Consider the following 22,467-nt stretch of genomic DNA (forward strand, 5'->3'; position numbering starts at 1 on the left):
CTCCTTAAGCTTTCACTTTGACCCAATCAGCAAAGTTGGCTGGGTCGGCTTTTTTGCCGCTTGTTAGATGGTTAGTTACGTCTTTGAGGGTTTTTACGGCTGCTGGGTGCATCATCATGAATAGGTCAACGCCTGCGAGCAACAGGGTTAGAGCTGTTGTGACTTCCCAGAGTGGACCTCTGAGTTCGCGTGGTTCCCATTCAGCAGACATCTTTAGCCATGCTTCGCGTGCTGCCCATGCATTGGTTGTGCCGCTGCTCATGGGGTGTGCGAGTTCTTGGTCGCCCATTAATCCGCTGATGCGTGCGCGTTCCATGTTTGTGAATGCGTAGTCTAAACCGTAGCCTAGTGCTGCGGTTGTTAGGTCCATGACGATGTCTTCGCGGTCGAGGTGGTCGTAGAGGCGTCTGTTGAGTTCGCGTGCAAAGTTGAGGTCCATGGGTGTGAATGCAAGAACTGCGTTGCCTGCTTTTTTGATGAATTGTGCGCATTTAGCTACGTCCATGTCAAGTGTGACGGAGCTCATTAGGAAGCGTTCACCTGGGAATCGTGTGCAGACTTCTTCGAAGAGGGCGGTGTCTTTGACTGGGTCGCCGCATCCGCCGATGATGAGTGGTACATCTACGGCTTGGAGGACTTTTTCAATTGTCAGGCATGCGTCTTTGGGGGTAGCGTCTTTTAGCAGGGGGTCTACACTGATGAGGTGCATTGTGACCATGTCTGCGCCGAATTTTTCGACTGCAAGTTTGGCCCATGCGGCGGGGTCACCAACGACGTCTTTAACGTGCATTTTGACAGCTTTGGACAGAGGTACTTCCATGTCAAAGACGTCTAGGGTGATGATTGGTTTGTGTGGAATTGGATTTTCAAAGGTATAGAAGGCTGGAGAGAGTTCTCCGCCGATTGTGAATGATTTGCCGCGTGTACCGCCTTCGCTTTTGGTTGCGCCTAGTTTGACTGTACTGATTTTGTTGGGGTATTTCTCAATTGGAGTTGGGAAGGTTGTGGATAGCAGACTTGTGGGTTTGCTACCGGGTGCGCCTGGGAGTTTGAGTTTTGGCAGGATTTGTGCAGCCATGCTGGGTGCAAAGAGGATTTCGAGTTCTTTAGCGTCCAGCTGGAAGTCTGTGAGTTCAACCTGCTGGAATTTGGCGAGGGCTTCTAAGATGTCGCCGCTTAGCTGCAGGCCTTCATTGTCCTTCTTTTTGTCTGTGTCGTGGTGAGTCGTAGTGATCACCGTTTGTCTTTGTCTTTTACTGTTTGGATTATGACTCTGTTGGCGTATATTTTGGCGTCTTTGAGTATGATTTTGAATCCACCGGCCATAAAGGGTAGTGAACCTGCGGTTGCGACGGGCATCATGGTACCTGCGGCGTCTTCATTAATTGTGATTGCTTCTGCTTCTGCGGGGGCTTCTTCAGCGCTCCATCTTGCGACGATTGGGTGTTGCTTTGCGGTTAGGAATGCTTTGAGTTCATCAACGCTTTTAGCATCGTCTTCGGTTGCAATTTTGTCGACGATGTCTTTGGGGATGAATTCTTTGACTTTTTCTTTGACTTCTTTGGGTACCCAAACGATGCGGTTCCATCCGCCGTCTGCTGCGAAGAATTTGGTGCTTCGCATGTACTCAATAGACATTCCATGGAAGCCGTCAATTTGGCGTCCGCCTGCTGTGGAGTCAGCTAGGGTGCTAAAGGGCAAACCGTTTACTGTTGCGCCTTTAAAGCTACGGTGGACAACGCCCATTCCGTCAACTTCGGGGATATAGAATGTTACTGCTTCAAAGCAACCACAGCTAGTGTGTGGATAATCAAAGGCTGTGTATAGCCAGACTTTGTTAACTTCGCCCATGCTGCGTTTCTTTGCAGCTTCGTTGATGCCGCTAAATTCACCTTTTTCTTCGTTGATGATATCGCCTCTTGGGATCGCAAAGACTGGGCCTTTGGGATCGATACTTGCGGAGGCTTTACCGTCAAACCAGCTGATGGCACCACAGTTGCTGTATCTTTGGGGTGTGATAACACAGACGTGGCTTGGTGCAAATGATTGGCAGAGTGCACAGCCATAGAAGGTATCTACTTCAGCGTCTTTTAGGCCACGGGCTTTTGAGTCGCGTGATTCGTAGTCTTGGATTGCTGCAGGAGTCATTTGTTCAAGTTTTGCGGCGTCGGTTATGAAGGTAATTTGGAGTTTTTCGATGATGGGTAGTTCGCTCTTGAAGAGTTTGTAGAGGACTTGGCCGATTGCCTCAAAGTTGTTTAGGCCTTTTTGGAAGGATTTTTTGCCGATACGAATCCAGATGTCGTAGCGTTGGTTTAGGTGCATAAAGCCCTCGATGTAGTTGAGGTAGCCGTGGATGCGTCTTTCTAGGACACCTTCAAGACCTGCGTCTAGTTTTTCGCCGGCTGCTTCAATGAGTATACCAAAGGGATAGGCGCCGCCTTCGGGTAGATCTTTTAGATCTGGACCGATTATGAAGACTTTGCCATCTTCGATTTGGTCAAGGGGTTTTACTTTTGCTAGTTCAAATTTTTGTTTGACTGTAGGTCCGCCGAGTTCGACTTGCATGTCGTTTCTGCGGATACGTTCGCCTTCGTAGATTACGCCAACTTCTACTGGTATATCTTTAAACATTGACATTTTAATTTCCTCCGTCATTAAATTTTGAGGTCATTACTTTGAGGTTGTTTGCCCAAACGTCTGCGCCTGCATTTGGGAAAGACCAGCTTGCATGTACGTGGTACATGTTGTCAAGGGTCATAGTTCTAAGGTCAGACGCGAAGTGCTTAAGACCGCATAGAATCAAGGATTCCATGTAGTAGGGCATTCCGACGTACATGACAAGGTCTGGGCGGCCTTTGCCGTCTAGGCCCATCCAAGTGGGGTCGCAAACGCGTTGGCTGATTTCCATTGCGTTTAGGTGAGATGCGGGAGTATAGCCGCGTTTGAGGAATTCTCCGACCATATGAGCTGTTGCGACAACTGGGATTTTTGATGCTTTTGCGAAATCGATGATGAATTCGATTGCTTGTTTGCCTTCCATGCTTCGCTCAACGATTTGGCTGCCTACAATGAGGAGAGGGCGTTGAGCCTTCTTTATCATTGCAACTGCTATCTCGGGGTTTTGAATGGGGTTTGCTTTTTTAGTTGCTGCAATTTCTGCACATAACCATGGTTCACATGACATTGTTTGTTCCTCCGTTTACTCCTTCATTTTTCGGACCATTCTTGGCAGCATAGTTGGATCTGGAATGATTGTTTCTTTCCAGTTCTTCTCGGCCAAGATTTTTGTGAATTCATCTTTTAGAGTTGATGGGACATCAGCCATTGTTCTGACAAAGAGGTGTAGATCATCTGGCATAACACCCAAGTAGCGTTTGCTTAGGTCGACGTAATGGCTTAGTTTTATACTTCGGCCTTTCCAGGTGTCGTTTGGTCTCATGCAGAGTTTAGCGATTTCGACGATACATTCCTCTTTGGTTTCGGTAATGTTGAAGAGGTGTTCGGGTGTGGGTCCGACGTTAACTGTGTCACCGGTGCGTGCGTCGAGGACTTCCCAGTTTTTGGGGTCTTCTTTTCTGCCCAGAAGGACACGACGGTATTTGCTGCCGTGTGGGCCGACGACCACAGGTACACCTAAGCGCCAAAAGCCTGCTGCGATGGCGGCTGCTTTTTGGCTGTATGCACCCCAAGCTAAACCAACAGCGCCAAGTCTGTTGTGGATATAGTCTGCAATTTCTTCATAGTTGCCTCTTAGGCTACGTTTTGCAAAGATGTTTGCTACTTTGATTGCGGCACCTGCGATGTGGCTGTTTGATACGCATGATCCGACGTTGCAAACTCCTCCTGCTTCAAATCCTCCGGGGAATTCTTCCCAGATGGTTTTGCCTTCTTCGTTGCGGTAGCTGCCTGCGGACATGGCTGAGCATCCAGACAATACGACGATGTAGCGTCTGCTTGCGAATTCTCTGGCTATGTCGTAGACGTCTTTGCCGCCTTTTGGATAGTTGCTGCAACCGACGAGTGCTACGATACCTGGAATTTCGCCTAGCACAATTGGGCTACCGACGTTGCGGATTTCAGTGTCTTGGATGGCACCTCTGCCAACACGGCATAGGTTATTTTCAGCATACATTGCTTTTTCGCCGGCTTTGACGATTAGGGAGTGTATTTTGATTTTCTGTGGGCAAGCACTTTCACATTTACCACAGCCCATACAGACTTCATAGAGGTCTGTTAGTAATGAGATGTCACCTGCGGCAGCTGCTTTTAGAGCTGGAGGAACTGCGTAGTCCTGTGGACAGTTGCGTTGACAGAGTTTGCATTGTGTACAGGTCTTTGCAATTGTAACAATCTCTTCTGGTGTTGGCAAAACGTTTTTGCGCTTGCGTACTGGTGCTACTTTTTGTACGACGCGAACTGCTACTTCGCCGACTTTTTCGGGGTCTAGGATAAGTACGCCTTGAACTTTGCCGCTGACAAGATCGTCAACGATTGCATTTGTGTCATCGTTTGTGCGGTTCTTAAAGCCAACACAGTTCTTCTCAGAGGCTGCAATTACTGGTGCGTTAACTTTGGCGGCTTCCTCAGCGACGTCTGTTCGGATACATTGTTCATCAAGAACAACAACGTCTGCTAAGCCTGCGCGGATAAATCTAAGTTCCCAGCTGATTGGACCGACGATTCTGGCACGGTTATAGTATCGTGTCATGTCGTGGCTTGTGCAACATAAGCCGACTACTTCGATTTTATCGTCAACTTTGGTTTCTTTGGCATAGTCGATGATGCCAACAGATGGAATAACGTTGTGACCAATGCACATGATAACTGGTTTTTCGCGCTCAACACTGCCGATACCTAGTTTTACCAAGGGTGCTTCGGGATCAGCTTTTGGATAACCTAAAGCAGAAATCTGGGCAATGTCACCGACTTCCATACCAACGTGGTCACACATACCAACGTGGAATGCTTTAGAGTCAAAGTCCATATCACATGCTTCTTGGCCGGTATGACCTACTGCAAGAACTTGTGTGATTTGCTCCTCGACATATCCTAAAACTTCATCCAAGTCGCCTAGAGTTTCGGGTTTAATACCGGTTACTAGACGTGTGATGGGTGCTTCAACTTTGATGTTTAAGCCGCCGATGTCTATGGGGTATCTGCGGCCATATTTTTCAATTAGGTGATGAACCAAGTGCCTTGAGTGTGCTGAGTGGCACGCTGCACCGATTGCGCAAGCAATCATGACAATGCGAGCTGATTGGGCTGCAATAGTTAGACCACAGGCACCGCGTTTGCCAGCGGTCAAGTCGCATTTACCAAAGGTACAAAGACAGCATGAATCGCAGTCAGGCATGTAGAAGGCTTTGTACTTAGTAAGAAGCTTCATGTCCCAATCTCGCAGGGCAGTTACAGAGGGCATTGGAGTTGGACCCATAGGCTCAGTATAGTTGTCATTAACAACTTTGCCAATGGATAACTCGAGGTTTTTTATGAGACCAACATTGGTCTTCATCTCGTCTATTTTTACATGGACGTTTTTAGTCAAAGTGTAAACCTCAGTAAAGGTTTACCATCTACAACCATTTACAGTATTTTTAAACCTTTCCAGAATCTTTAATCGAAAATCAGGTCGGACTTGGAGAAATGTTAAGTTCCAAAAAATGGGTGAAAAAATGAAGTTTATAAATAACCCAAGTTTTGAAGGATTTTCTTAACTGACAAGAAAGCCTTGTTAGTATTTGGCAAATCTAAAAGTGATTCTCCCTCAAGAACGAACTGATCTAACAAATCATCCGCCTCGATTTTACCCAAATACTTAAAGTTCAACTCCTCCTCGGCGCGCTTGCCCAGCTCAGCTGGAAAACGATAGCCGCCTATTAGGTAAAAGTTTTCAAACCGCATATCAACTTCTTTGGCGATTCGATAAGCACGGCGAACATGATCTTGGGATTTTTTGGAGTGATCCAAAATATCAAAAATATCATTAACATCGGAGGTTATACGCCTATTTAGATTCTCCAACCCCGCAGGAGAGTCAATAATTACATACTTGTAATTTTTCGACAGTGACTCCAAAGCACCCTTGAGGGCACTATTTGGCATGCAGTAACAGCCTTCAACCCATTTATTGCCCACAGCCATGAAATCAAAGGCTTCACTCTCATACAAGCCCTTCTCCCAGATGCGGCTCTCAATACGCTGAGTTGGGGCAACACCAATGGTTGTACCACCACCCTCGATAAATGTGCTCACAATCAAATCAGCTATGGTAGATTTGCCGGCTTCTTTGAGATCCACACCCAACATTTCACCTAAATTCTGATCTGGATCAGCATCAACTAACAAGATAGGTGCCTGTTTGGCTTCAATGAAGGCTTTTGCCATCAACGCACTGAAACTGGATTTCCCAGTTCCACCCCGTCCAACAGTAACAAGAGTTTTCATCTACAAATAACCACAGGCTTTCTTAATCAAAAAGCCGCATATATTGTCTATGGTCTACATGACAAAAATTTGCCATAAGGGATAAAAATTTAGTTTTTCTTAGCCAGTAAAAGCTCACAGATACCATCTATAGCCTTTACCGCCTCGATATCTTTGTTTTTAAGTGGAGACACACCCAGCATGTCAGATTCTATGACTTTTTGATCCCAAGGCACATACGCAGCCACTTTGATACCGTTTTGATCAGCAAAGGTCTGAATCGCATCCCGCTGAGTGTCGTTCATGACACGATTGCCGATAAGTCGGAGGCTTTTCATGCCTGCAACGGAGGCTAAATCATGGATATGTTTGGCGATTTCAAGGGATTTCATATTAGAGTCTGCAACTATGAGCAGATCATCAACTTGACGTGCTGTACCTCGACCAATATGTTCCACACCGGCTTCAAGATCCATAACCACCGCCTCGTTTACCTCAACCACAAGATGACGTAAAAGAGCCCGAATAACAGCAGTGGGAGCACACATACACCCCGCACCCATGGTGTGAACAGTACCCATAACAATAAGATTTACACCCAAAGGAGTGGGCACAGAGTATTGTTTAACGATATCATCAACACTAAAGTTGAGGTTGTAGACACCGCTATAACCTGTACTGGTCTTTGCTTCAACAAGCGGTTCATTATCTGAGATGGGAACTATTTTTCGGGTTTCCTCCGCAGATAACCCCAGAGTTAAACCCAGATTTGGAGAAGAATCAGCATCTATACCAATTGTTTTTAACCCGCGCTCAACAAAGCCCCGGGCGATACCACCTGCGATGAGAGTTTTACCAACGCCGCCCTTACCAGCAACAGCTATCTTCATAACAATCACAAACAAAGAAAGATTCGATTCCAAAATAATTAAGATTTCTCATCCAATCCAAAAACGCCAAGATCAGCTCAGATAATCTTTTGACTAAACAGCCATAAATCATCATTGGCAACGAACCGCTGTTTGGACTTAAACTTTATTTGCGGCTAAATCAGCTCTAAAGTAGAGCAGTGTGTTTGATGTCAACTAAACAAACAGAGAAAAACCCAAGTAATAACATAGAGGACGAAATGGAGGCGCGAATTCTTGAGGGAGCCAAAGATGGGGCGCTGGGCGTTTATTGTAGTTTGTTTTCGGCAAAAAGTCAAATTGAGGGTCAAGACGGCGGCGTAGTTACCGCACTGTTGCTAAAGGGATTACAGAAGGGCTTGTTTGATGTGGCCATAGTTGTCCATCGTAAAAATGGATATAACGCAGAGGTCACAGCAGCAGAGACCACAGAGGAAATTTTGACATCAAAAGGCAGTGTCTACCATAGAGTCAACACAACCAAAAAGTTATTGGAGCTCGTAGCACAGGGCAAAAAACGCATAGCTGTTGTCTGCACACCCTGCGAGGGGGCAATAATTAGAAAGCTACAACAAACCCAGTGCAAAGATGTTGATCTCACTATTATTGGATTATTTTGTTTTGGTGCCTTTAATCCTCAAAGACTCAAAGAGGAAATACAAACACAATTGGGTGTTGATTTGGATAGGGCCACAAAAACACAGGTTAAACAGGGCAAATTCATCGTGTCTGTTGAGGGTGAAGAGGTTAGCTGTAGAATAGAAGATCTATTCAAAGCCTTTGAGGGGACCTGTGGTAGCTGTGGAGAGTTTGTTTCTCGACTAGCAGATATTTCCGTTGGTTCAGCAGGCAGCAAAAACGGGTATTCAACAGTGATTGTACGCTCAGAAAAGGGCATAAAACTAGTGTCAGAGTTAGATGTACAAATAGACACAGCTGACAAACTAGAAATCACAAAACTAGCCAAACTCAAAAAAGAACAAGCAGAAAATAATAACACCAAACAACGCCAGAACCAATGAAAAACAGCAAGCAACAATTTTTTCCAAAATGAACCAAAGAGATAGCCTATCGGTTGGACAGAATAAAGAACACCAAAAACTTGGCAGATCTATGAAGACAGAAGCCAGAGAACGCCATAAAGTGTGATATACAAAAGATTTTTTAACCCAGAAGGCCTTCCCCTTTAAAAGCGAGATGGAATCTCTATGAAAATCTTAAACGAATTTGTGCCTACACGTAAATTCTTCAATCTTGCAGAAGAACTAAAAGACCTTGTTGACGGATGGAACGTAACTGACAGCGCAGCCGGATTTCCAGCACCGAGCGGTGTCGTTGTTAGTTGCTTACTCAAAAACAAGTACCCAGACAAATATGTCTGCCCAATCTTCATACTACACTACAAAGGCCCCGTCGAAGTCGGCGGCTTAGCCCTTGCATCCGACGTCGTTGGTCTTGACGGCTTAGCAGTCACCATGGGAGACAAACCTCACTACGGTGAAGCCATAAAGCAACTATCTTCATCTGAGGTTGCCCGGGACTTCATACGCAATGACGTAAAAACCAAGAAACTAAAACTTGGATGCCTCCTAAGCGCAAGACAATCAATTGAAGACACCCTAGAACGTGTCCGTCAACCATGGGACTTCGTTTACTTTATGAGACTATGTGATGACTCATTTGACCAACTCAAAGCAGTCTCTGCAGAATGCAAAAAACTCAACAAACCCCTATTTGCATACTTCCTAGTCAGCACAGCAAAGAACACAGAAACCCTAAAACTCATCGGCTGGCCAGTTTCTGCAACCATGGAAACCGTGGAAGAAAAAGCAGCCAAATGCGTCGGACTTGTCGACGGCCTCATCGCAACCTGTGCAGGCGATGCTGAAGGCGACAAACTGATGCTACAAAAACTACAAAAATTCCGCGGCTAAAAAAACAACCACGAGACCCCCAAGGTCTCCCCCTCAACTTTATTTATTTTTATTTTATATAGACACATACCAAAAACATAATTTATTCAACCTCGAAGCAAACCTTAAGTTTAGGGCAACAGGAATTTTGATAGGAGCGCGACAGAGATCCCAAACACAATCCAAGTGATTCCCCTTGAAGGATTACCACTAATACAAACAGGCGACAACCTAGGCAAAATGATTGTTAAAAACGCAGAAACCCAGGGCACACCAATCCAACCCGGCGATGTTGTGGTGGTCACACATGTAGTGGTCTCCAAAGCCGAGGGCAACATTGTAGACCTCAACACCGTTAAACCATCCCAACGCGCCATAGAAATCGCCAAACAAACCAACAAAGACCCCGCACTTGTTGAGATTGTACTGCAAGAAACCAAAGACATCGTACGCCTAGGACAGAACAGCATCATAACCGAAACCCACAGCGGCATCATCTGCGCAAACGCTGGCATTGACCACTCAAATGTCAGCGGCGACCAAAAAGTAGTGCCGTTGCCCAAAAACCCCAACGCCTCCGCAACAGCCATCCGAACAGAAATCAAACAATACAGCGGCGCAGAAGTAGCAGTTATTGTTGCAGACACACACGGCAGACCCTTTCGGATGGGAGAAATCAACGTAGCCATCGGCACAGCCGGATTTAATCCAATCCGAGACCGACGAGGCGAAAAAGACCTTTTTGGATATGTACTCAAAATTAAGCAAACCGCAATAGCTGATGAACTGGCCTCTGCAGCAGAACTGGTGATGGGACAAGCCAGCGAAGGTATACCAGTTGCTATCGTGCGAGGCTACAAAGCATACCAACCCACTGAAAACACAAATACAACCCCACTTACGCGACCCAAAGAGAAAGATCTCTTCAGATAACTTACAAAAGTTCAAAAAGCTCGAGTTACATTTAGCAAAAGCCGCGAGATGAAAAGCATGGATGAAAAAACCCCCAAAGAATTCTTCGAGAAAACCTTACCTACAAAATTTAAACCTGAAAAAGCCACAGGCATCGATATAGTAACCCAGCTTGAAGTATCTGGTCCCGAGGGCGGCAACTGGTTTATCACCATAAAAAACCAACAGATCCAAGTAAGTGAAGGCATTACACCCTCAGCGAGCCTAACGCTCAAAATGAGTTGCAGAGATTTTTTAGATTTAGTTAACAAAAAATTGAGCGCCGAAAAAGCGTTCTTTAGTGGCAAAATCCAGTTCAAAGGCGATATAACAATTGCCTTGAAACTACGGGATGCAGGTTTTCTATAAACTCAACAATCTTCTTCAAACAACACCACTAACACCAAAACACCAACAACCGTTAGGAATAACTAAATCACATACAACTGAATAAACACGTACCAATTTTAGCGTATTGTTTTCGACAGCTATTTATTTCGTTATATATTCTTTCTCGGGGGAGAGACTAAGAAATGGCAAAATAACAGAAAACCCATAAAGTTGCAGTTAAAGATTACCAATTTACAGAAAACATGACAGTAAATAATCTAGTGGGACAAATGGAGGATGCCTGGGGTTTCACAGCAGGCAAACTTGCCACAGGTGTAGACATTCTTGAGGCCATGACAGCAGACAAGAAATGCATCAAATTTCTCTCATTTACCGCTGATATCATTGCAACGGGCACCCGAGGTGTTATCCGAGAATTAGTAAAACGCAAACTCGTTGATGCCATCATCACAACATGCGGTACTTTGGACCATGATATAGCTAGGTGCTGGAAGGACTACTACCGCGGCAGTTTTGTCATGAATGACAGCAAACTCCATGAAGAAGGCGTCAACAGATTAGGCAACGTGCTTGTTCCAAACGACAGCTATGGCACAATCATAGAAGATAAAATCCAAGTCATGCTCACTGAGCTCTATAAAGGAGGGAAAAAAGAATTCTCCACCTCAGAGTTGTCACGTGAAATAGGCTTACGCTGTTGCAACGAATCCTCAATTCTCTATTGGGCCGCCAAAAACGGCATCCCTATCTATGTACCAGGCATAACAGATGGCTCAGTTGGGTATCAGCTGTGGTTCTTTAGTCAAGATCACAAAGACTTCCGAGTTAACATCCTAAAAGATGAAGAAGACCTCAACAACACCGTCTTTGACGCTAAAAAGTCAGGAGCACTCATAATCGGAGGCGGCATAAGCAAACACCACACAATTTGGTGGAACCAATTCAAAGACGGCCTAGACTATGTCATCTACATCAGCACCGCAAACGAATGGGACGGCAGCCTCAGCGGCGCACGCCCCAGAGAAGCAGTATCGTGGGGTAAAATCAGCGAAAAAGCCAAACGCATAATGATTGAAGGCGACGCAACAATGGTACTACCAATAATGACAAGCGCACTAATCGATAGACTAAACAAGAAAAAAGAGTAACCACTCTTTTTGCACTATATTACTAGCTGAACACATTCCTTTTATTTTTCATTACTAAACCGATCTTTTACTAAACCACATTCCCTAATAGCCTCTATCAGCTATAATCAGCTCATACCGATCTGTATAACTGGAATATTTGCGGGTATCCCCAAGCAACAGTTCACAGGAATTAAAAAGCAAATACAGCTTATGGGCTAATCGTTGATTAATTGGTATATTGCGCGACAGAACTATAGATTCAAGATTATAGAAAGAAAAAATGAAAAAAGAAAAGATGGCTTATTGTTTTGCCATTTTAACGTTGTGTGATAGTGGTAGTCTGACTGGACAGACATAGGAGCAGGTTCCGCATGCGATGCAGTCGTTTGCCCAAAGTTTCCCAGCTAGTTCGAAGTTACCTTTGACAACAGCGTTGTGTATTGCTACGGGTTGTAGGCGTACTGGACAGGCGCTGACGCATCTGCCGCAGTGGATACAGGCGGTGGTTTTCTGTGCTTGTTTGGCTTTGTCCTTTGCAAAGCAGATGATGCTTGAGGTGCGTTTAGTTATTGGGGCGTCGAGAGTTTGGAGTGCTGTACCCATGAGAACTCCGCCGACTACGACTGAGCTCAGGGTGGATAAGTTGACGTTGTTGGCGCTGAGGATTTCTTTGACTGGGGTGCCGATTTTTACTTGGAGGTTTTTGGGTTTTGGAACATCGCCGTTTAGGGTAGTGACTCTGCTTATGAGGGGTTCACCTTCAAAGACTGCGTTTGCAATAGCGTTTATGGTTGCAACGTTTTGTACGATGGTTCCCATTTCGTAGCTGCGTTTGCCTGCGGGGGTTTCGTAGCCTAGGATTGCTTTTTGCATCATAGCTGCGTCGCCTTGCTGGTAGGTTAGATGTGCTGCGCGGACTTCGGTGTTGGGTTCTTTGCTGAATGCTTCTTCGAGTTTTGGTACGGCTTCGACTTTGCTTTCTTTGGTAACGATGATGACTTTGGGGTTGCCTAAGAGTTTGCGGACTACGCGGACACCGCGAACTAGGTTTGCAGTGCGTTCAATCATGATGCGTTCGTCGGCTGTGTCGTAGGGTTCGCCTTCTGCGCCGTTAACTAGGAGGTGTTGGATTTTTTTGTCTGCAGGTACTGCTAGTTTGACAGATGTGGGGAATCCTGCGCCGCCAAGGCCGATTATGCCGGCTTCGCGGATAATTTTTAGGAGGTCTTCGTTTTTGGTGTTGGCTAATTCTGCTTCAGTGATGGAGGTTAGGGGTTTGGCTTTAGTTTTTTTGCCGTCGTTTTCGATATAGATAGCTTCGGTGGGTGCTTCAAAGCAACTGTTGTAGGCGTTTTCGATTTTGATGACTGTACCGCTTATGGGGCTGTGTATAGGTGCGCTGACTCTTTCTTTGGCGTCTGCGATTTTTTCTCCGATAGTTACAGTGTCACCGACTTTTATGATGGGTGTGTTTGTTGCTCCGCCTTGCTGGTTAGTTAGTACAACTGCGATTTTTGGATCTGGGAAGATCTCGATCGGGGTTTTGCGTGCTAGGTCTTTTACTTCTGGTATGTGAACTAAGTTTGCCATTTTAATCATCTCCCAAAGGGTTTGTTGATGCGAACTTTGTCAATAACTGGTACAAGCAGGTTCATGATCAACAATGCCAACAATGAGCCGCCGAAGAAACCCATAAAGGTTTGTATCGAAATAGTCAAAATTGCGAGGCCGACACCGAATATGATTTGTCCGGTTCCACTAAAGGGTGTTGTCGCTGGATCGGTTGCCATAAAGAACGCTAAGAATATTGAGCTACCGGCGAAGAGCGAGAAGAGCAATCGAGTGATTAGGTCTACATCTCCAAATATGAAGGAGAATATCAAAGACGTAGCAGCCATAGCGATGAGATAGCTTGCAGTGATTTTCCATTTAAAGTATTTACGGCCAACAACAAAGAGTGCAACACCTGCGATGATGACAGCTATGCTTGATGCACCGCCAACCCAACCATGGTACTTTGTCAGCAACATGATTGATTCTACGCTAGCCTCTGTTCCGTTAGGTGAGCCAAAGCATCCCTGCAGATAGGCACCAAACGAGGCATAGCCGTTGCCTGCAGTTCCTAAGCCATCAGCGGGACTGCCAATGGGGCCTGCAAGTGAGGGAACCATTAGCATACCGGTGCTTAGGTGCCAGCTTGTGATAAGCGTTGTAAATGTTGTCGGTATTAGGACTAGGAATTTGGCGGCGGCTGCGGGGTTAACTAGTTTTCTGCCTGCTATGCTTGCGACTTTTTTGAAAACAACGATACCAATGATGGAGATTAACGCGATGTAGAAGAATGCGAGAGGTGCCTCAACGGGTACTCCAACTTCCATACCCATTGCCATTGAAGGAAAACCAAGAGTAAAACAGTTAATGACGATTAAACCAAAAACTGCGGCTGACCAAGTATTAACTTCGCTATCAGAGGTGACTTTACCGATAAGAAAGTCGATTGCTACGGCTAAGCCTACTGCAATGAGAGTACCGATGGCAACGGTTAAGCCTAAGTTCCATCCGGAGGGCGTGACGACATCTGACCAGAGTACAGCGGAAACGATGGTAACTGCGAGAATAGCAATGAAAGTGTATTGCATCATACGGTCTTTTGTCATAGATCCGTGAATGTGTGGTGCTGGATTTACAACCAGTTCATTTGAGGATTCGTTACTCATATCAATTTAACCTTCTCAAATGAAGAGCTAATTCTAGGAGCGGGCTTATTAAACTTTTTAAAAAGTGCTCCTTTTTGCTGTTTTACTATATAGCTATTGTTAGAACAAACCTCAGACAACACACCCAAGTTTAGGGCTAAACCTGTATTAAGCAAAGACAAACAAGCAACTATCAAATAACAACCATACCTGCCAGCAAACGTTTAGACACAGCATACAATTATAGCAACTTTGAAGTAGCATGAAAAATTGGTTTTCCATAGTAAATCTTATATCGAGTAGGAAATCATTCATTTACCGTGTAATTAAATGAATCCAATCACTGACCCATTGTTCATGGTTGTTTGGCGCTGTACTCGTAACTGTGTTGGAAGTTGTACATATTGCAGTTACACCAAAGAATACGCTAAAGACCAGGAACTAAGCACCGAACAGGCCAAGCATATGGTTGATGAAATGGCAGAGTTCGGCTCAAAATGGCTTGGAATCAGCGGCGGAGAACCTTTGGTTCGCCCAGACATATGGGAAGTCATCGAATACGCAGAAAAGAAGCATGATATGAAAGTCAGCCTAATCACAAGCGGCTTTGCATGGGACGAAAAACGCTTTGATCTGCTCCGCAAATATGACGTCCACACTGCCATTAGCATTGATGGTAACAGAGAATCAAACGATCTAACCCGCCGCAAAGGCGGCTACGACATGGCACTACATGCCATGAAGAAACTTAGCGAAGTTGGGCTCCTAGACTGTTTAGTCACCACCATGACTAAAATCAACATAAACCACATGGCACACCCAGCAGAACTCGCTGAAGAATACAAAGCCCGCATGCTAGTCTACCACAACCTGGTTCCAGTGGGCAGAGCAAGCGATCACATGGAAGACTTGGCACCCACACCAGAGCAGTACGAAACAACATTTGATGAGATCTATGAAATCCAACGCAAACTCTACGGCAAAGTCAAAATCCATGTCTATGCACCCTTCTACGCACGTATAGTACGACAAAAAAACCCCGCCAACTTTTGGGCCTGGTACAATGAGGGTTACTTGGGCAAATGCAGCATAGGCGGCAACTATATAGGCATAACAGAAAACGGCGACTATCGAAGCTGCGGCTTCCATGAAGGCTACCGCATCGGCAACGTCAAAACCAAAAAACTAAGAACCGCCTGGGAAGAACTCCAACAAAGTCCTCTGCACCTCCAGCTACGCGACAAAAACAACCTCAAAGGCAGATGTGGTATCTGTGAATACAGAGAAATTTGCGGCGGATGCCGAACACGTGCAGAACACTACACAGGCGACCTCTTCGCATCAGACCCCGCATGCAACTATATCCCCAAGATCCTACGTGAAGACCCCAAAATCTTGGAAGAACTTCAAAAAAATCCTCTGGGTAAAAAACAATAACCCAGCATCTTTTCCATTTATACCCTTTTTAGAAAGAACCAAAAAACAACAACCATTATAGACAGGGCTTAATTAGCATGTTTTATAGTTTCTACATCAGAAACGGTTACGTTTGAGAGTAACAACATTAATTAGCGGTCAATCAAGTAAAGGAAAACTAGAACCGCAGGTTATGCATAGTCTAAGCAGATGGGGTCAAATAACTTTTTAGTGCAGCATACCTATTTTCTACTGTGAAACGAAGTGGTTGTTGTTGATTCGGTCGTTCTCAATGCCAAAGCATACCTAAATGGGCAAATCGTTGATTGCTGTATTGCCATAGAAGAGGGAATAATCGATAAAATTGGCAAAGAAACACAGATGCCAAATGCCGACCAAAAAAATGACCTGCACGGTCACCTGCTTGTATTGCCAGGGTTAATTGATACGCATGTACATTTGCGAGATGAAGACAAAGCATACAAGGAAGATTTTACTTCTGGCACCTCTGCGGCAGCCGCGGGCGGCTTTACCACAGTTTTAGATATGCCAAACAATGTGCCTATTACCATGAGTGCTCAAACCTTGAGAAATCGCATGGAAACTGCCCAAAGGCGGATTGTGGTCAACACGGGATTCTACTCAGAGTTTCCCCAAACGCTCCCCGAAATAAGAGAAATAGCTAATCAAGGGGCGGTTGGGTTCAAGCTGTTTATGGGCGAGCAGATGGGGGGGGTAAACGTAGATGACAATACCGCTATAACAGAAGCGCTAAAAACCACTGCGGAAGTAAAACTACCGGTTGCCATCCACGCAGAAGATCACACCTTATTGGCCGCAAATGAGGCCAAGCTTAAGCAGACTAAAAAAACAGCCCCAGCGGATTATCTACGAGCACACACCAAAGAGGTTGAGCGCATGGCCGTTGAGCGCATTGTTAAACTCAGTGCCAAAACAGGGGCACAGCTACATTTTTGTCACATCTCCACCAAAGATAGTGTAGCAACAATTGTAGAAGCTAAAAAAACCCAAAAAAACATCACCTGTGAAGTCACACCCAATCATTTGATGCTGAGCAGTGATGAGGTAGAACGGCATGGTTCGCTGGCTATTATAGCGCCGCCGCTACGTGACCGACTTGAGGTGGAAGCCTTGTGGCAAAGCGTAAATGAGGGCTTGATTGATACGTTTGGCTCAGACCATGCACCCCACACCATAGAAGAGAAACAAGCAAATGACATCTGGGAAGTCAAAGCAGGCATCCCCGGATTGGAAGTGACCCTGCCGCTTATGCTCACAATGGTAAGAAAGGGCAAGCTTGGCTTAGAACAAGTTGTGTCCCATCTTGCAGAAAACCCAGCACAAATCTATGGGTTAACAGATAGGGGATATCTCAAAGCTGGTCAAGCAGCGGATCTTACCATCGTTGACTATCAGAGTCAATTTAAAATAGATGCATCCAAATTTAAGTCCAAAGCCAAATTCAGTCCCTATAATGGCTGGGAAGTTAATGGCAAACCAGTTAAAACCATAGTGGGAGGACAGATTGTTTATGAGGACAACCAAATTGTTGCAAAGGGCGGCACGGGCAAAATCGTGCGGGGAGGTCCCATGTGAGGTTTCTTGTAGATGGTATGCTGGGGAAATTGGCACGCTGGTTACGCATGCTGGGGCATGATGTAACCTATAATGTGCACTTAGAAGACAGGGAACTTTTAGAGATAGCAAAACTCGAGCAACGAATACTTTTAACAAGAGACAAGGAGCTCTACAAAAGAGCGGCCACAAGGGGGCTGGATACGTTTTATGTGGAGGGCAAAACCGAAGTCGAGCGGCTTGCAAAAATTGCAGAGCGCTATGGGCTATTGTTAGAGATTGATATGGATAAGTCGCGCTGTCCCATTTGCAATACACCCCTCAAATCGATTCAAAAAGAACAAATAGAAGCCCAGTTAAAACCCAATACTGCTCATTACTATGAGCAGTTTTGGCGGTGCCCCAACTGTGGACAGATCTACTGGCAGGGTGCACACTGGAAACAAATCACAAACACACTCACAGAAGCCAACAAAACATTAACTACAGCACCCGTTTGAGCAATCATTGACTTAAGCAACTATAACAGCAAATTACATTTGTGTTGTATAGTAGTTTAGGGGTGTTCTATGGTTAGGTGTGCTTTGAGTTCGGTTTTGCTATTGAATGCCTTGCCGCATTTTTTGCATCGGTAGTTGTGGTGGTGGCTTTTATCTCCGGCTGTGGGTTCACCGGGGATGGGTATGTTTGGCGGAGGGCGTTCGGGGTGTTCGGGTGGGGCAGGCAGAGGGGGTATACTGTGGAATACGTTAAAAATCAGACTTATCACCATTCTGTTTAGCGGGTGAGAGGTCTTAAGAGTATGTGGCTACTCTTTGTACAAACACATTAAGAGACTAAAATTAGTAGAGAGAAGAAAAGATGGCGTTTTAAAATAGCCATTTTAGGGGTATATCTTGGAATGTGCCGTCGGGTAGTGTGCGTCGTATGGTTATGGGTAATATGTTTGCATTGAGTTCGCTTAGTGCGATGTCTATGGGGTTGGTGTTTTCTGCGGCATCTACCAAGATTGGGGCTCCCATCGAGATTTGCAGAGCGCGTGCGCCCACGATTCTTGCTTTCTCGAAGCGAGTGATTTTGGGGGGTCCTACATTGATTGATTTTTCTTGTTGCATTCTACATCATTCCACCAGGCATGCCACCCATACCGCCCATGCCCATTCCGCCCATTGGACCGCCGGGCATTCCTCCTCCTGGGGGCATTGGAGGAGACTTCATCTTTGCGGTTGAGATAACATCATCAATTTTTAGGATCATTGATGCGGCTTCATTGGCTGATTTGATGATTTGTTTTTTAACAGCAAGCGGTTCGTAAACGTTCTGTTTTGTCATGTCGTCGACTTTTCCAGCAGATGCGTTTATGCCGGCCCAAGTTTGGCCTTTTTCATGACTTGCGCGAAGTTGGGTGAGAAGATCCACTGAATCTAGACCTGCGTTTTCTGCCAAAATCACTGCGAGTTCTTCTAGGGCCTCAGCAAAGATTGCTACGGCTATCTGTTCTCTACCGGGGAGTGTCTGGGCATATTTGCGCAGGGCACTTGCCATTTCTAGTTCAGGTGCCGCGCCGCCTGCAACTATACGGGGATCCTCTATGAGGTCTTTTATGACAAAGAGAGCATCATGAATACTGCGTTCAGCTTCTGCGGTTAAGCGTGGGTTGCTGGCTCTTATGAGCAACGTGACAGATTTGGGGTTTTTACATCCTTCGATGTAGGTCATTTTGTCATCGCCGGTCTTGCGTTCCTCGACTAGTTGGGCTTCGCCAAGATCGGTGCTGGCTAATGCATCGATATTGCTGATGATTTTTCCACCGGTTGCCCGTGCGAGTTTTTCCATATCGGATTTTTTGGCTCTGCGAATGGCAACTATGCCTTTCCGAGTCATGAAGTGCTGGGCAAGATCATCAATACCTTTTTGGCAAATCACTACGTTGGCGCCGGTTGCAAGGATGGTATCGATCATTGCTTTGAGCATAGCTTCTTCTTGTTTGAGAAAAGCCTCAATCTGTGCGGGGCTTTCGATGGTTAGTTTAGCGTCGAGTTCGGGCTTTTCGTTTTCCAAGGAGACATCCAGAAGAGCAATCTTTGCTTTTTCTACTCGTTTAGGCATACCGCTGTGTACAATTTCCTTATCAAGCACAATGCCGCTGATAAAGGTGGTCTCTGCGACGGATCCACCGGTTTTCTTCTCAACTTTGATATCGTCTATATCTGCTTTCATTGTTCCCTCAGGAGTTTTTTCTGCAATTGCTTGCAGAGCTTTAACAGCGATATCAGCGAGGTAGTCTTTGTGCTCAGAGACGATTTTGCTTCCCATCGATGTTACAGCAGCTTTTTTGAGGTAATCAGATTTCTTTGGATCTATGGGAATAGCGATTTTATCGAGGGTTTCTAGCGCTTTTTGGGCAGCTTGCTTGTAGCCCTCAATGATGATTGTTGGATGAATATTTTTATCAAGAAGTTCTTCAGCACGGCTTAAGAGTTGACCTGCAAGGACAACTGCAGATGTTGTTCCGTCACCGGCTTCTTTATCCTGGGTTTTAGCAACCTCAACTAGCATCTTTGCCGCAGGATGCTGGATATCCATTTCGTCAAGTATAGTTCGACCATCACTTGTTATGGTAACATCACCAAAACCGTCGACTAACATCTTATCCATGCTCTTGGGTCCCAATGCACTTCGGACGGATTCAGCTACAACTTTAGCAGCCATAATGTTTCCATGCTGAGCGTCTTTTCCCCGGTTCCGCTTAGTACCTTCTCTGAGAACCATAATGGGAACTCCGCCCGCTGACGTGGGTATTGCTGACAAATCAAGTAAACCTCCAATTAATGCGAACAACAACATGACTGCCTTAACCATATAAGTTTTTCTAGGCACACATACCTCGAACAAGCCATCAAAAGCCAACTTTGAGTGTGAAAACTAACAACTATGCAGAAAAGTTTCCTAAAAATGCATTCAACTATTAGCTTAAGTAGTTAAGAAGAGATGGCGGGCCCGCTGGGATTTGAACCCAGGACCTCCGGCTCCGCAGGCCGGTGTCATAATCCGTACTAGACGACAGGCCCAACTGTCTTGTTAGCCCTCAAAATTTTGAAGGCAAAGGTAGTAAATACGGAGCTTGAACTTAAAAATAGTGGTTTCGGCTTCGAGGTTACTTTGACTCTGTGAGAAAAACTGACAAATGTGAATGTAAATCAGAGGGGGTTAAAGTTGTGGGTTAAAAAGTTCCACAAACTTGCTGAAACGATTGTTTTGTGAACAATCAGGGTTTATTGGGGTTCGGTGTTGGTTTTGTTAAGTACGCGTTCTATTGCGGCGATTACGTTCTGTTTGCCCATCGCTAGTACATATGGACCGAGTTTAGGTCCTTGGGATGCACCCATAAGTACAGTGTAGAGTACTTTGAAGAAAGCACCAACTTTTAGTTCGTTGTCTTTGGCGGCGTTAAAGATGGCGTTTTGAATTGCATCGGCATCAAGGTTGGCTTGTAGTTTTATACAGAGTTCGCTCAGGGCTTTGTGTTCAGCTTCGGAGAGTTCGATGGTTGTTTCTTTGATTTCATCAAAGTCGCGGGTCCAATTTAGAGCATATTGGATGCGTGTTTGGAGATTTGCGTCTATGCTTTGATCCTTTTTGAGGTAGCCGTAGCTTTGTAGTTTTTCAGCGACATAGTCGTTTATGCATTCCTTGGGAGCCATCTTGACAAGAAACGCCAGCAGGTTGTAGGGCACATGGATGCTGAGTTCAGCGGGCGGGTTCATGACATAGCAGTATTGGAATAGCCCTTTGAGGCGGATGGCTTCTTTGGGGTTAGTTTGTTTTTTGTTAAAGTAAACGTCTTCTAATTCGTCAAGTTCAGCCATATAACTGGGAATATCTGAGACATCAATAGCCCGGGTGCCTACGAAACGTTTGAGCATGAGCAGTAACAAGGATTGAGGAGAGCCATAGTTGAACCATACCTGAGGGGTGAATACGTTGCCGGCTGATTTGCTGATTTTTTTGCCGCCCTTATCGAGAAACATTTCATATTGGGCATGGCTAGGCGGCTCATATCCAAGAACTTCACGGCAGATGCGGTCGTTTATGCGCACTGAGTCGGCGATGTCTTTGCCATAGGCTTCAAATCGTATGTCAAGGGCGCGCCATCTTGCGGCGAACTCGGATTTCCAAGTCAGTTTACCCTCACCGCTTTTGATATCCACTTCGCCTTCATGACCGCAACCGGCGATGAGTTTACCTTTGATTTCTTGTCCTTCACATTTGTAGGTGACTTTATCAGTTTTAGGATCGAAAGTGTAGGCGCGAGTAGTGTAGAGGTGCCCGCATTTGTCGCAAACCGCAAAAAAGGGCAAAACCGCGTTGTAGGTTTCTTGTCCGACTTCTTGTTTGATTATTTCGCCAATCTGCTTGGCATTTGTAAGTAGGGTACGAATTTCACTTAGCAACAGACCCTTTTTGTAGACGTCTTGGGCACTGTAGTACTTGTATTGGATACCGCATTTGTCAAGGGCTTCAAGTAGAAGCGAGCTCATGTGTTTACCATAGCTCTCATGACAACCAAACGGATCAGGGATAGTGGATACAGAGTATCCGAGATATTTTTCCAAACTGTTAGCTATATCAGCCGGCAGACCAGCTGGAACTTTGCGCAGACCGTCTTTGTCGTCGCAGAAGGCAATCAACTCAGAGTTGTAGCCCAAGTTTTTGAGCGCCAAGGTAACAGCATAGCTTCGGGAGGCATCACCCAAACTACCGATATGAGGAAAACCTGAGGCACCCAAACCCATCTCGGTGCGAATTCTACCCATGTCACGATTGAGAGTTTGTTCACGTTCGATGACTTTTTTAGCCATCATATCGTACCATGTGCCCATGCCAACGATTTCATCAGTCATAACTTCTTTGCCTTCTCCCACATGACAATGCAGAGATATAGAAAAATGTTTAGACAAACCTCAACTGTATCAGTTTTTGAGAGATAAAAATTCGGTCAGGTTTGTTGATGGTGTTTGTGGTTGCTGGCCAGGGTTAAAGTCTTTCTTTAGCACGACCAACAGATCACCAGGGATTT

Annotated in this window: 19 protein-coding genes, 1 tRNA gene and 1 pseudogene; 8 read left to right on the plus strand and 13 right to left on the minus strand. The window is 45.4% G+C overall.

The features are described 5' to 3' along the window. Positions 1 to 4 precede the first annotated feature (4 nt). The 6 genes from cdhD to FWF39_RS01995 form a co-directional block, all read right to left on the minus strand. Positions 5 to 1,237, minus strand: a complete 1,233-nt coding sequence (gene cdhD / locus FWF39_RS01970; RefSeq protein ID WP_343381759.1) for a CO dehydrogenase/acetyl-CoA synthase subunit delta — start codon at positions 1,235 to 1,237, stop codon at positions 5 to 7. Then, positions 1,234 to 2,634 (minus strand): CO dehydrogenase/CO-methylating acetyl-CoA synthase complex subunit beta, encoded by a 1,401-nt coding sequence (gene cdhC / locus FWF39_RS01975; RefSeq protein ID WP_343381809.1) that lies wholly within the window; start codon positions 2,632 to 2,634, stop codon positions 1,234 to 1,236. Before cdhC ends, cdhD begins: the two co-directional genes overlap by 4 nt. Before the next feature lie 7 nt (positions 2,635 to 2,641). Next, the gene (gene cdhB, locus FWF39_RS01980) at positions 2,642 to 3,187 is read right to left on the minus strand and encodes a CO dehydrogenase/acetyl-CoA synthase complex subunit epsilon (RefSeq protein ID WP_343381760.1); all 546 of its coding nucleotides are present in this window, start codon (positions 3,185 to 3,187) and stop codon (positions 2,642 to 2,644) included. A 15-nt stretch (positions 3,188 to 3,202) separates the two neighbouring features. After that, positions 3,203 to 5,548, minus strand: coding sequence for a CO dehydrogenase/acetyl-CoA synthase complex subunit alpha (gene cdhA / locus FWF39_RS01985; RefSeq protein WP_343381761.1), 2,346 nt, complete (start codon positions 5,546 to 5,548; stop codon positions 3,203 to 3,205). A 134-nt stretch (positions 5,549 to 5,682) separates the two neighbouring features. After that, positions 5,683 to 6,447 carry an AAA family ATPase gene (locus FWF39_RS01990; RefSeq protein WP_343381762.1) on the minus strand — a complete coding sequence of 255 codons (765 nt, stop codon included), beginning with the start codon at positions 6,445 to 6,447 and terminating at the stop codon, positions 5,683 to 5,685. Positions 6,448 to 6,536: 89 nt separating this feature from the next. Continuing rightward, positions 6,537 to 7,316 carry a cobyrinic acid a,c-diamide synthase gene (locus tag FWF39_RS01995; RefSeq protein ID WP_343381763.1) on the minus strand — a complete coding sequence of 260 codons (780 nt, stop codon included), beginning with the start codon at positions 7,314 to 7,316 and terminating at the stop codon, positions 6,537 to 6,539. A gap of 188 nt (positions 7,317 to 7,504) precedes the next feature. Here FWF39_RS01995 and FWF39_RS02000 point away from each other — a divergent pair, with 188 nt between their 5' ends. The 5 genes and pseudogenes from FWF39_RS02000 to FWF39_RS02020 all read left to right on the plus strand — a co-directional run. After that, positions 7,505 to 8,356 (plus strand): Coenzyme F420 hydrogenase/dehydrogenase, beta subunit C-terminal domain, encoded by an 852-nt coding sequence (locus tag FWF39_RS02000; RefSeq protein ID WP_343381764.1) that lies wholly within the window; start codon positions 7,505 to 7,507, stop codon positions 8,354 to 8,356. Positions 8,357 to 8,542: 186 nt separating this feature from the next. Continuing rightward, positions 8,543 to 9,268 carry a hypothetical protein gene (locus FWF39_RS02005; RefSeq protein WP_343381765.1) on the plus strand — a complete coding sequence of 242 codons (726 nt, stop codon included), beginning with the start codon at positions 8,543 to 8,545 and terminating at the stop codon, positions 9,266 to 9,268. A gap of 165 nt (positions 9,269 to 9,433) precedes the next feature. Further along, positions 9,434 to 10,180: a coenzyme F420-0:L-glutamate ligase gene (gene cofE, locus FWF39_RS02010; RefSeq protein ID WP_343381766.1), complete on the plus strand. Its 747-nt coding sequence runs from the start codon at positions 9,434 to 9,436 to the stop codon at positions 10,178 to 10,180. A 57-nt stretch (positions 10,181 to 10,237) separates the two neighbouring features. Then, positions 10,238 to 10,567: an SCP2 sterol-binding domain-containing protein gene (locus tag FWF39_RS02015; RefSeq protein ID WP_343381767.1), complete on the plus strand. Its 330-nt coding sequence runs from the start codon at positions 10,238 to 10,240 to the stop codon at positions 10,565 to 10,567. Between the two features lie 194 nt (positions 10,568 to 10,761). Continuing rightward, positions 10,762 to 11,697: pseudogene (locus FWF39_RS02020) on the plus strand (deoxyhypusine synthase); the annotation flags it as partial. 282 nt (positions 11,698 to 11,979) lie between these two features. On the opposite strand, the gene rsxC reads toward FWF39_RS02020, so the two are convergent. Together rsxC and FWF39_RS02030 are read right to left on the minus strand one after the other, a co-directional pair. Next, positions 11,980 to 13,269: an electron transport complex subunit RsxC gene (gene rsxC, locus FWF39_RS02025; protein WP_343381768.1), complete on the minus strand. Its 1,290-nt coding sequence runs from the start codon at positions 13,267 to 13,269 to the stop codon at positions 11,980 to 11,982. A gap of 5 nt (positions 13,270 to 13,274) precedes the next feature. Further along, complete coding sequence (locus FWF39_RS02030) at positions 13,275 to 14,396, minus strand: RnfABCDGE type electron transport complex subunit D (protein ID WP_343381769.1); 1,122 nt, start codon at positions 14,394 to 14,396, stop codon at positions 13,275 to 13,277. Positions 14,397 to 14,705: 309 nt separating this feature from the next. On the opposite strand from FWF39_RS02030, the gene FWF39_RS02035 reads away from it, so the two are divergent. The 3 genes from FWF39_RS02035 (at position 14,706) to FWF39_RS02045 (ending at position 17,887) form a co-directional block, all read left to right on the plus strand. Next, complete coding sequence (locus FWF39_RS02035) at positions 14,706 to 15,812, plus strand: radical SAM protein (protein WP_343381770.1); 1,107 nt, start codon at positions 14,706 to 14,708, stop codon at positions 15,810 to 15,812. 243 nt (positions 15,813 to 16,055) lie between these two features. Then, on the plus strand, positions 16,056 to 17,408 hold the full coding sequence (locus tag FWF39_RS02040; RefSeq protein WP_343381771.1) for a dihydroorotase family protein: 1,353 nt from the start codon (positions 16,056 to 16,058) through the stop codon (positions 17,406 to 17,408). Next, on the plus strand, positions 17,405 to 17,887 hold the full coding sequence (locus tag FWF39_RS02045) for a Mut7-C RNAse domain-containing protein (protein WP_343381772.1): 483 nt from the start codon (positions 17,405 to 17,407) through the stop codon (positions 17,885 to 17,887). The genes FWF39_RS02040 and FWF39_RS02045 overlap by 4 nt, the downstream gene beginning before the upstream one ends. A gap of 56 nt (positions 17,888 to 17,943) precedes the next feature. On the opposite strand, the gene FWF39_RS02050 is transcribed toward FWF39_RS02045, so the two are convergent. From FWF39_RS02050 to lysS, 5 genes are all read right to left on the minus strand, one after another. Continuing rightward, complete coding sequence (locus tag FWF39_RS02050) at positions 17,944 to 18,159, minus strand: C2H2-type zinc finger protein (protein WP_343381773.1); 216 nt, start codon at positions 18,157 to 18,159, stop codon at positions 17,944 to 17,946. 97 nt (positions 18,160 to 18,256) lie between these two features. Beyond that, the gene (locus tag FWF39_RS02055) at positions 18,257 to 18,502 is read right to left on the minus strand and encodes a DNA-directed RNA polymerase subunit K (protein WP_343381774.1); all 246 of its coding nucleotides are present in this window, start codon (positions 18,500 to 18,502) and stop codon (positions 18,257 to 18,259) included. A gap of 1 nt (position 18,503) precedes the next feature. Further along, the gene (thsB, locus tag FWF39_RS02060; RefSeq protein WP_343381810.1) at positions 18,504 to 20,159 is read right to left on the minus strand and encodes a thermosome subunit beta; all 1,656 of its coding nucleotides are present in this window, start codon (positions 20,157 to 20,159) and stop codon (positions 18,504 to 18,506) included. Between the two features lie 220 nt (positions 20,160 to 20,379). Next, positions 20,380 to 20,458: transfer RNA gene (locus tag FWF39_RS02065), tRNA-Arg, on the minus strand. A gap of 204 nt (positions 20,459 to 20,662) precedes the next feature. After that, on the minus strand, positions 20,663 to 22,348 hold the full coding sequence (lysS, locus tag FWF39_RS02070; RefSeq protein WP_343381775.1) for a lysine--tRNA ligase: 1,686 nt from the start codon (positions 22,346 to 22,348) through the stop codon (positions 20,663 to 20,665). Positions 22,349 to 22,467 lie beyond the last annotated feature (119 nt).

It is taken from the genome of Candidatus Bathycorpusculum sp. (assembly GCF_009778815.1).
Lineage (GTDB): Archaea > Thermoproteota > Bathyarchaeia > Bathyarchaeales > Bathycorpusculaceae > Bathycorpusculum > Bathycorpusculum hydrogenotrophicum.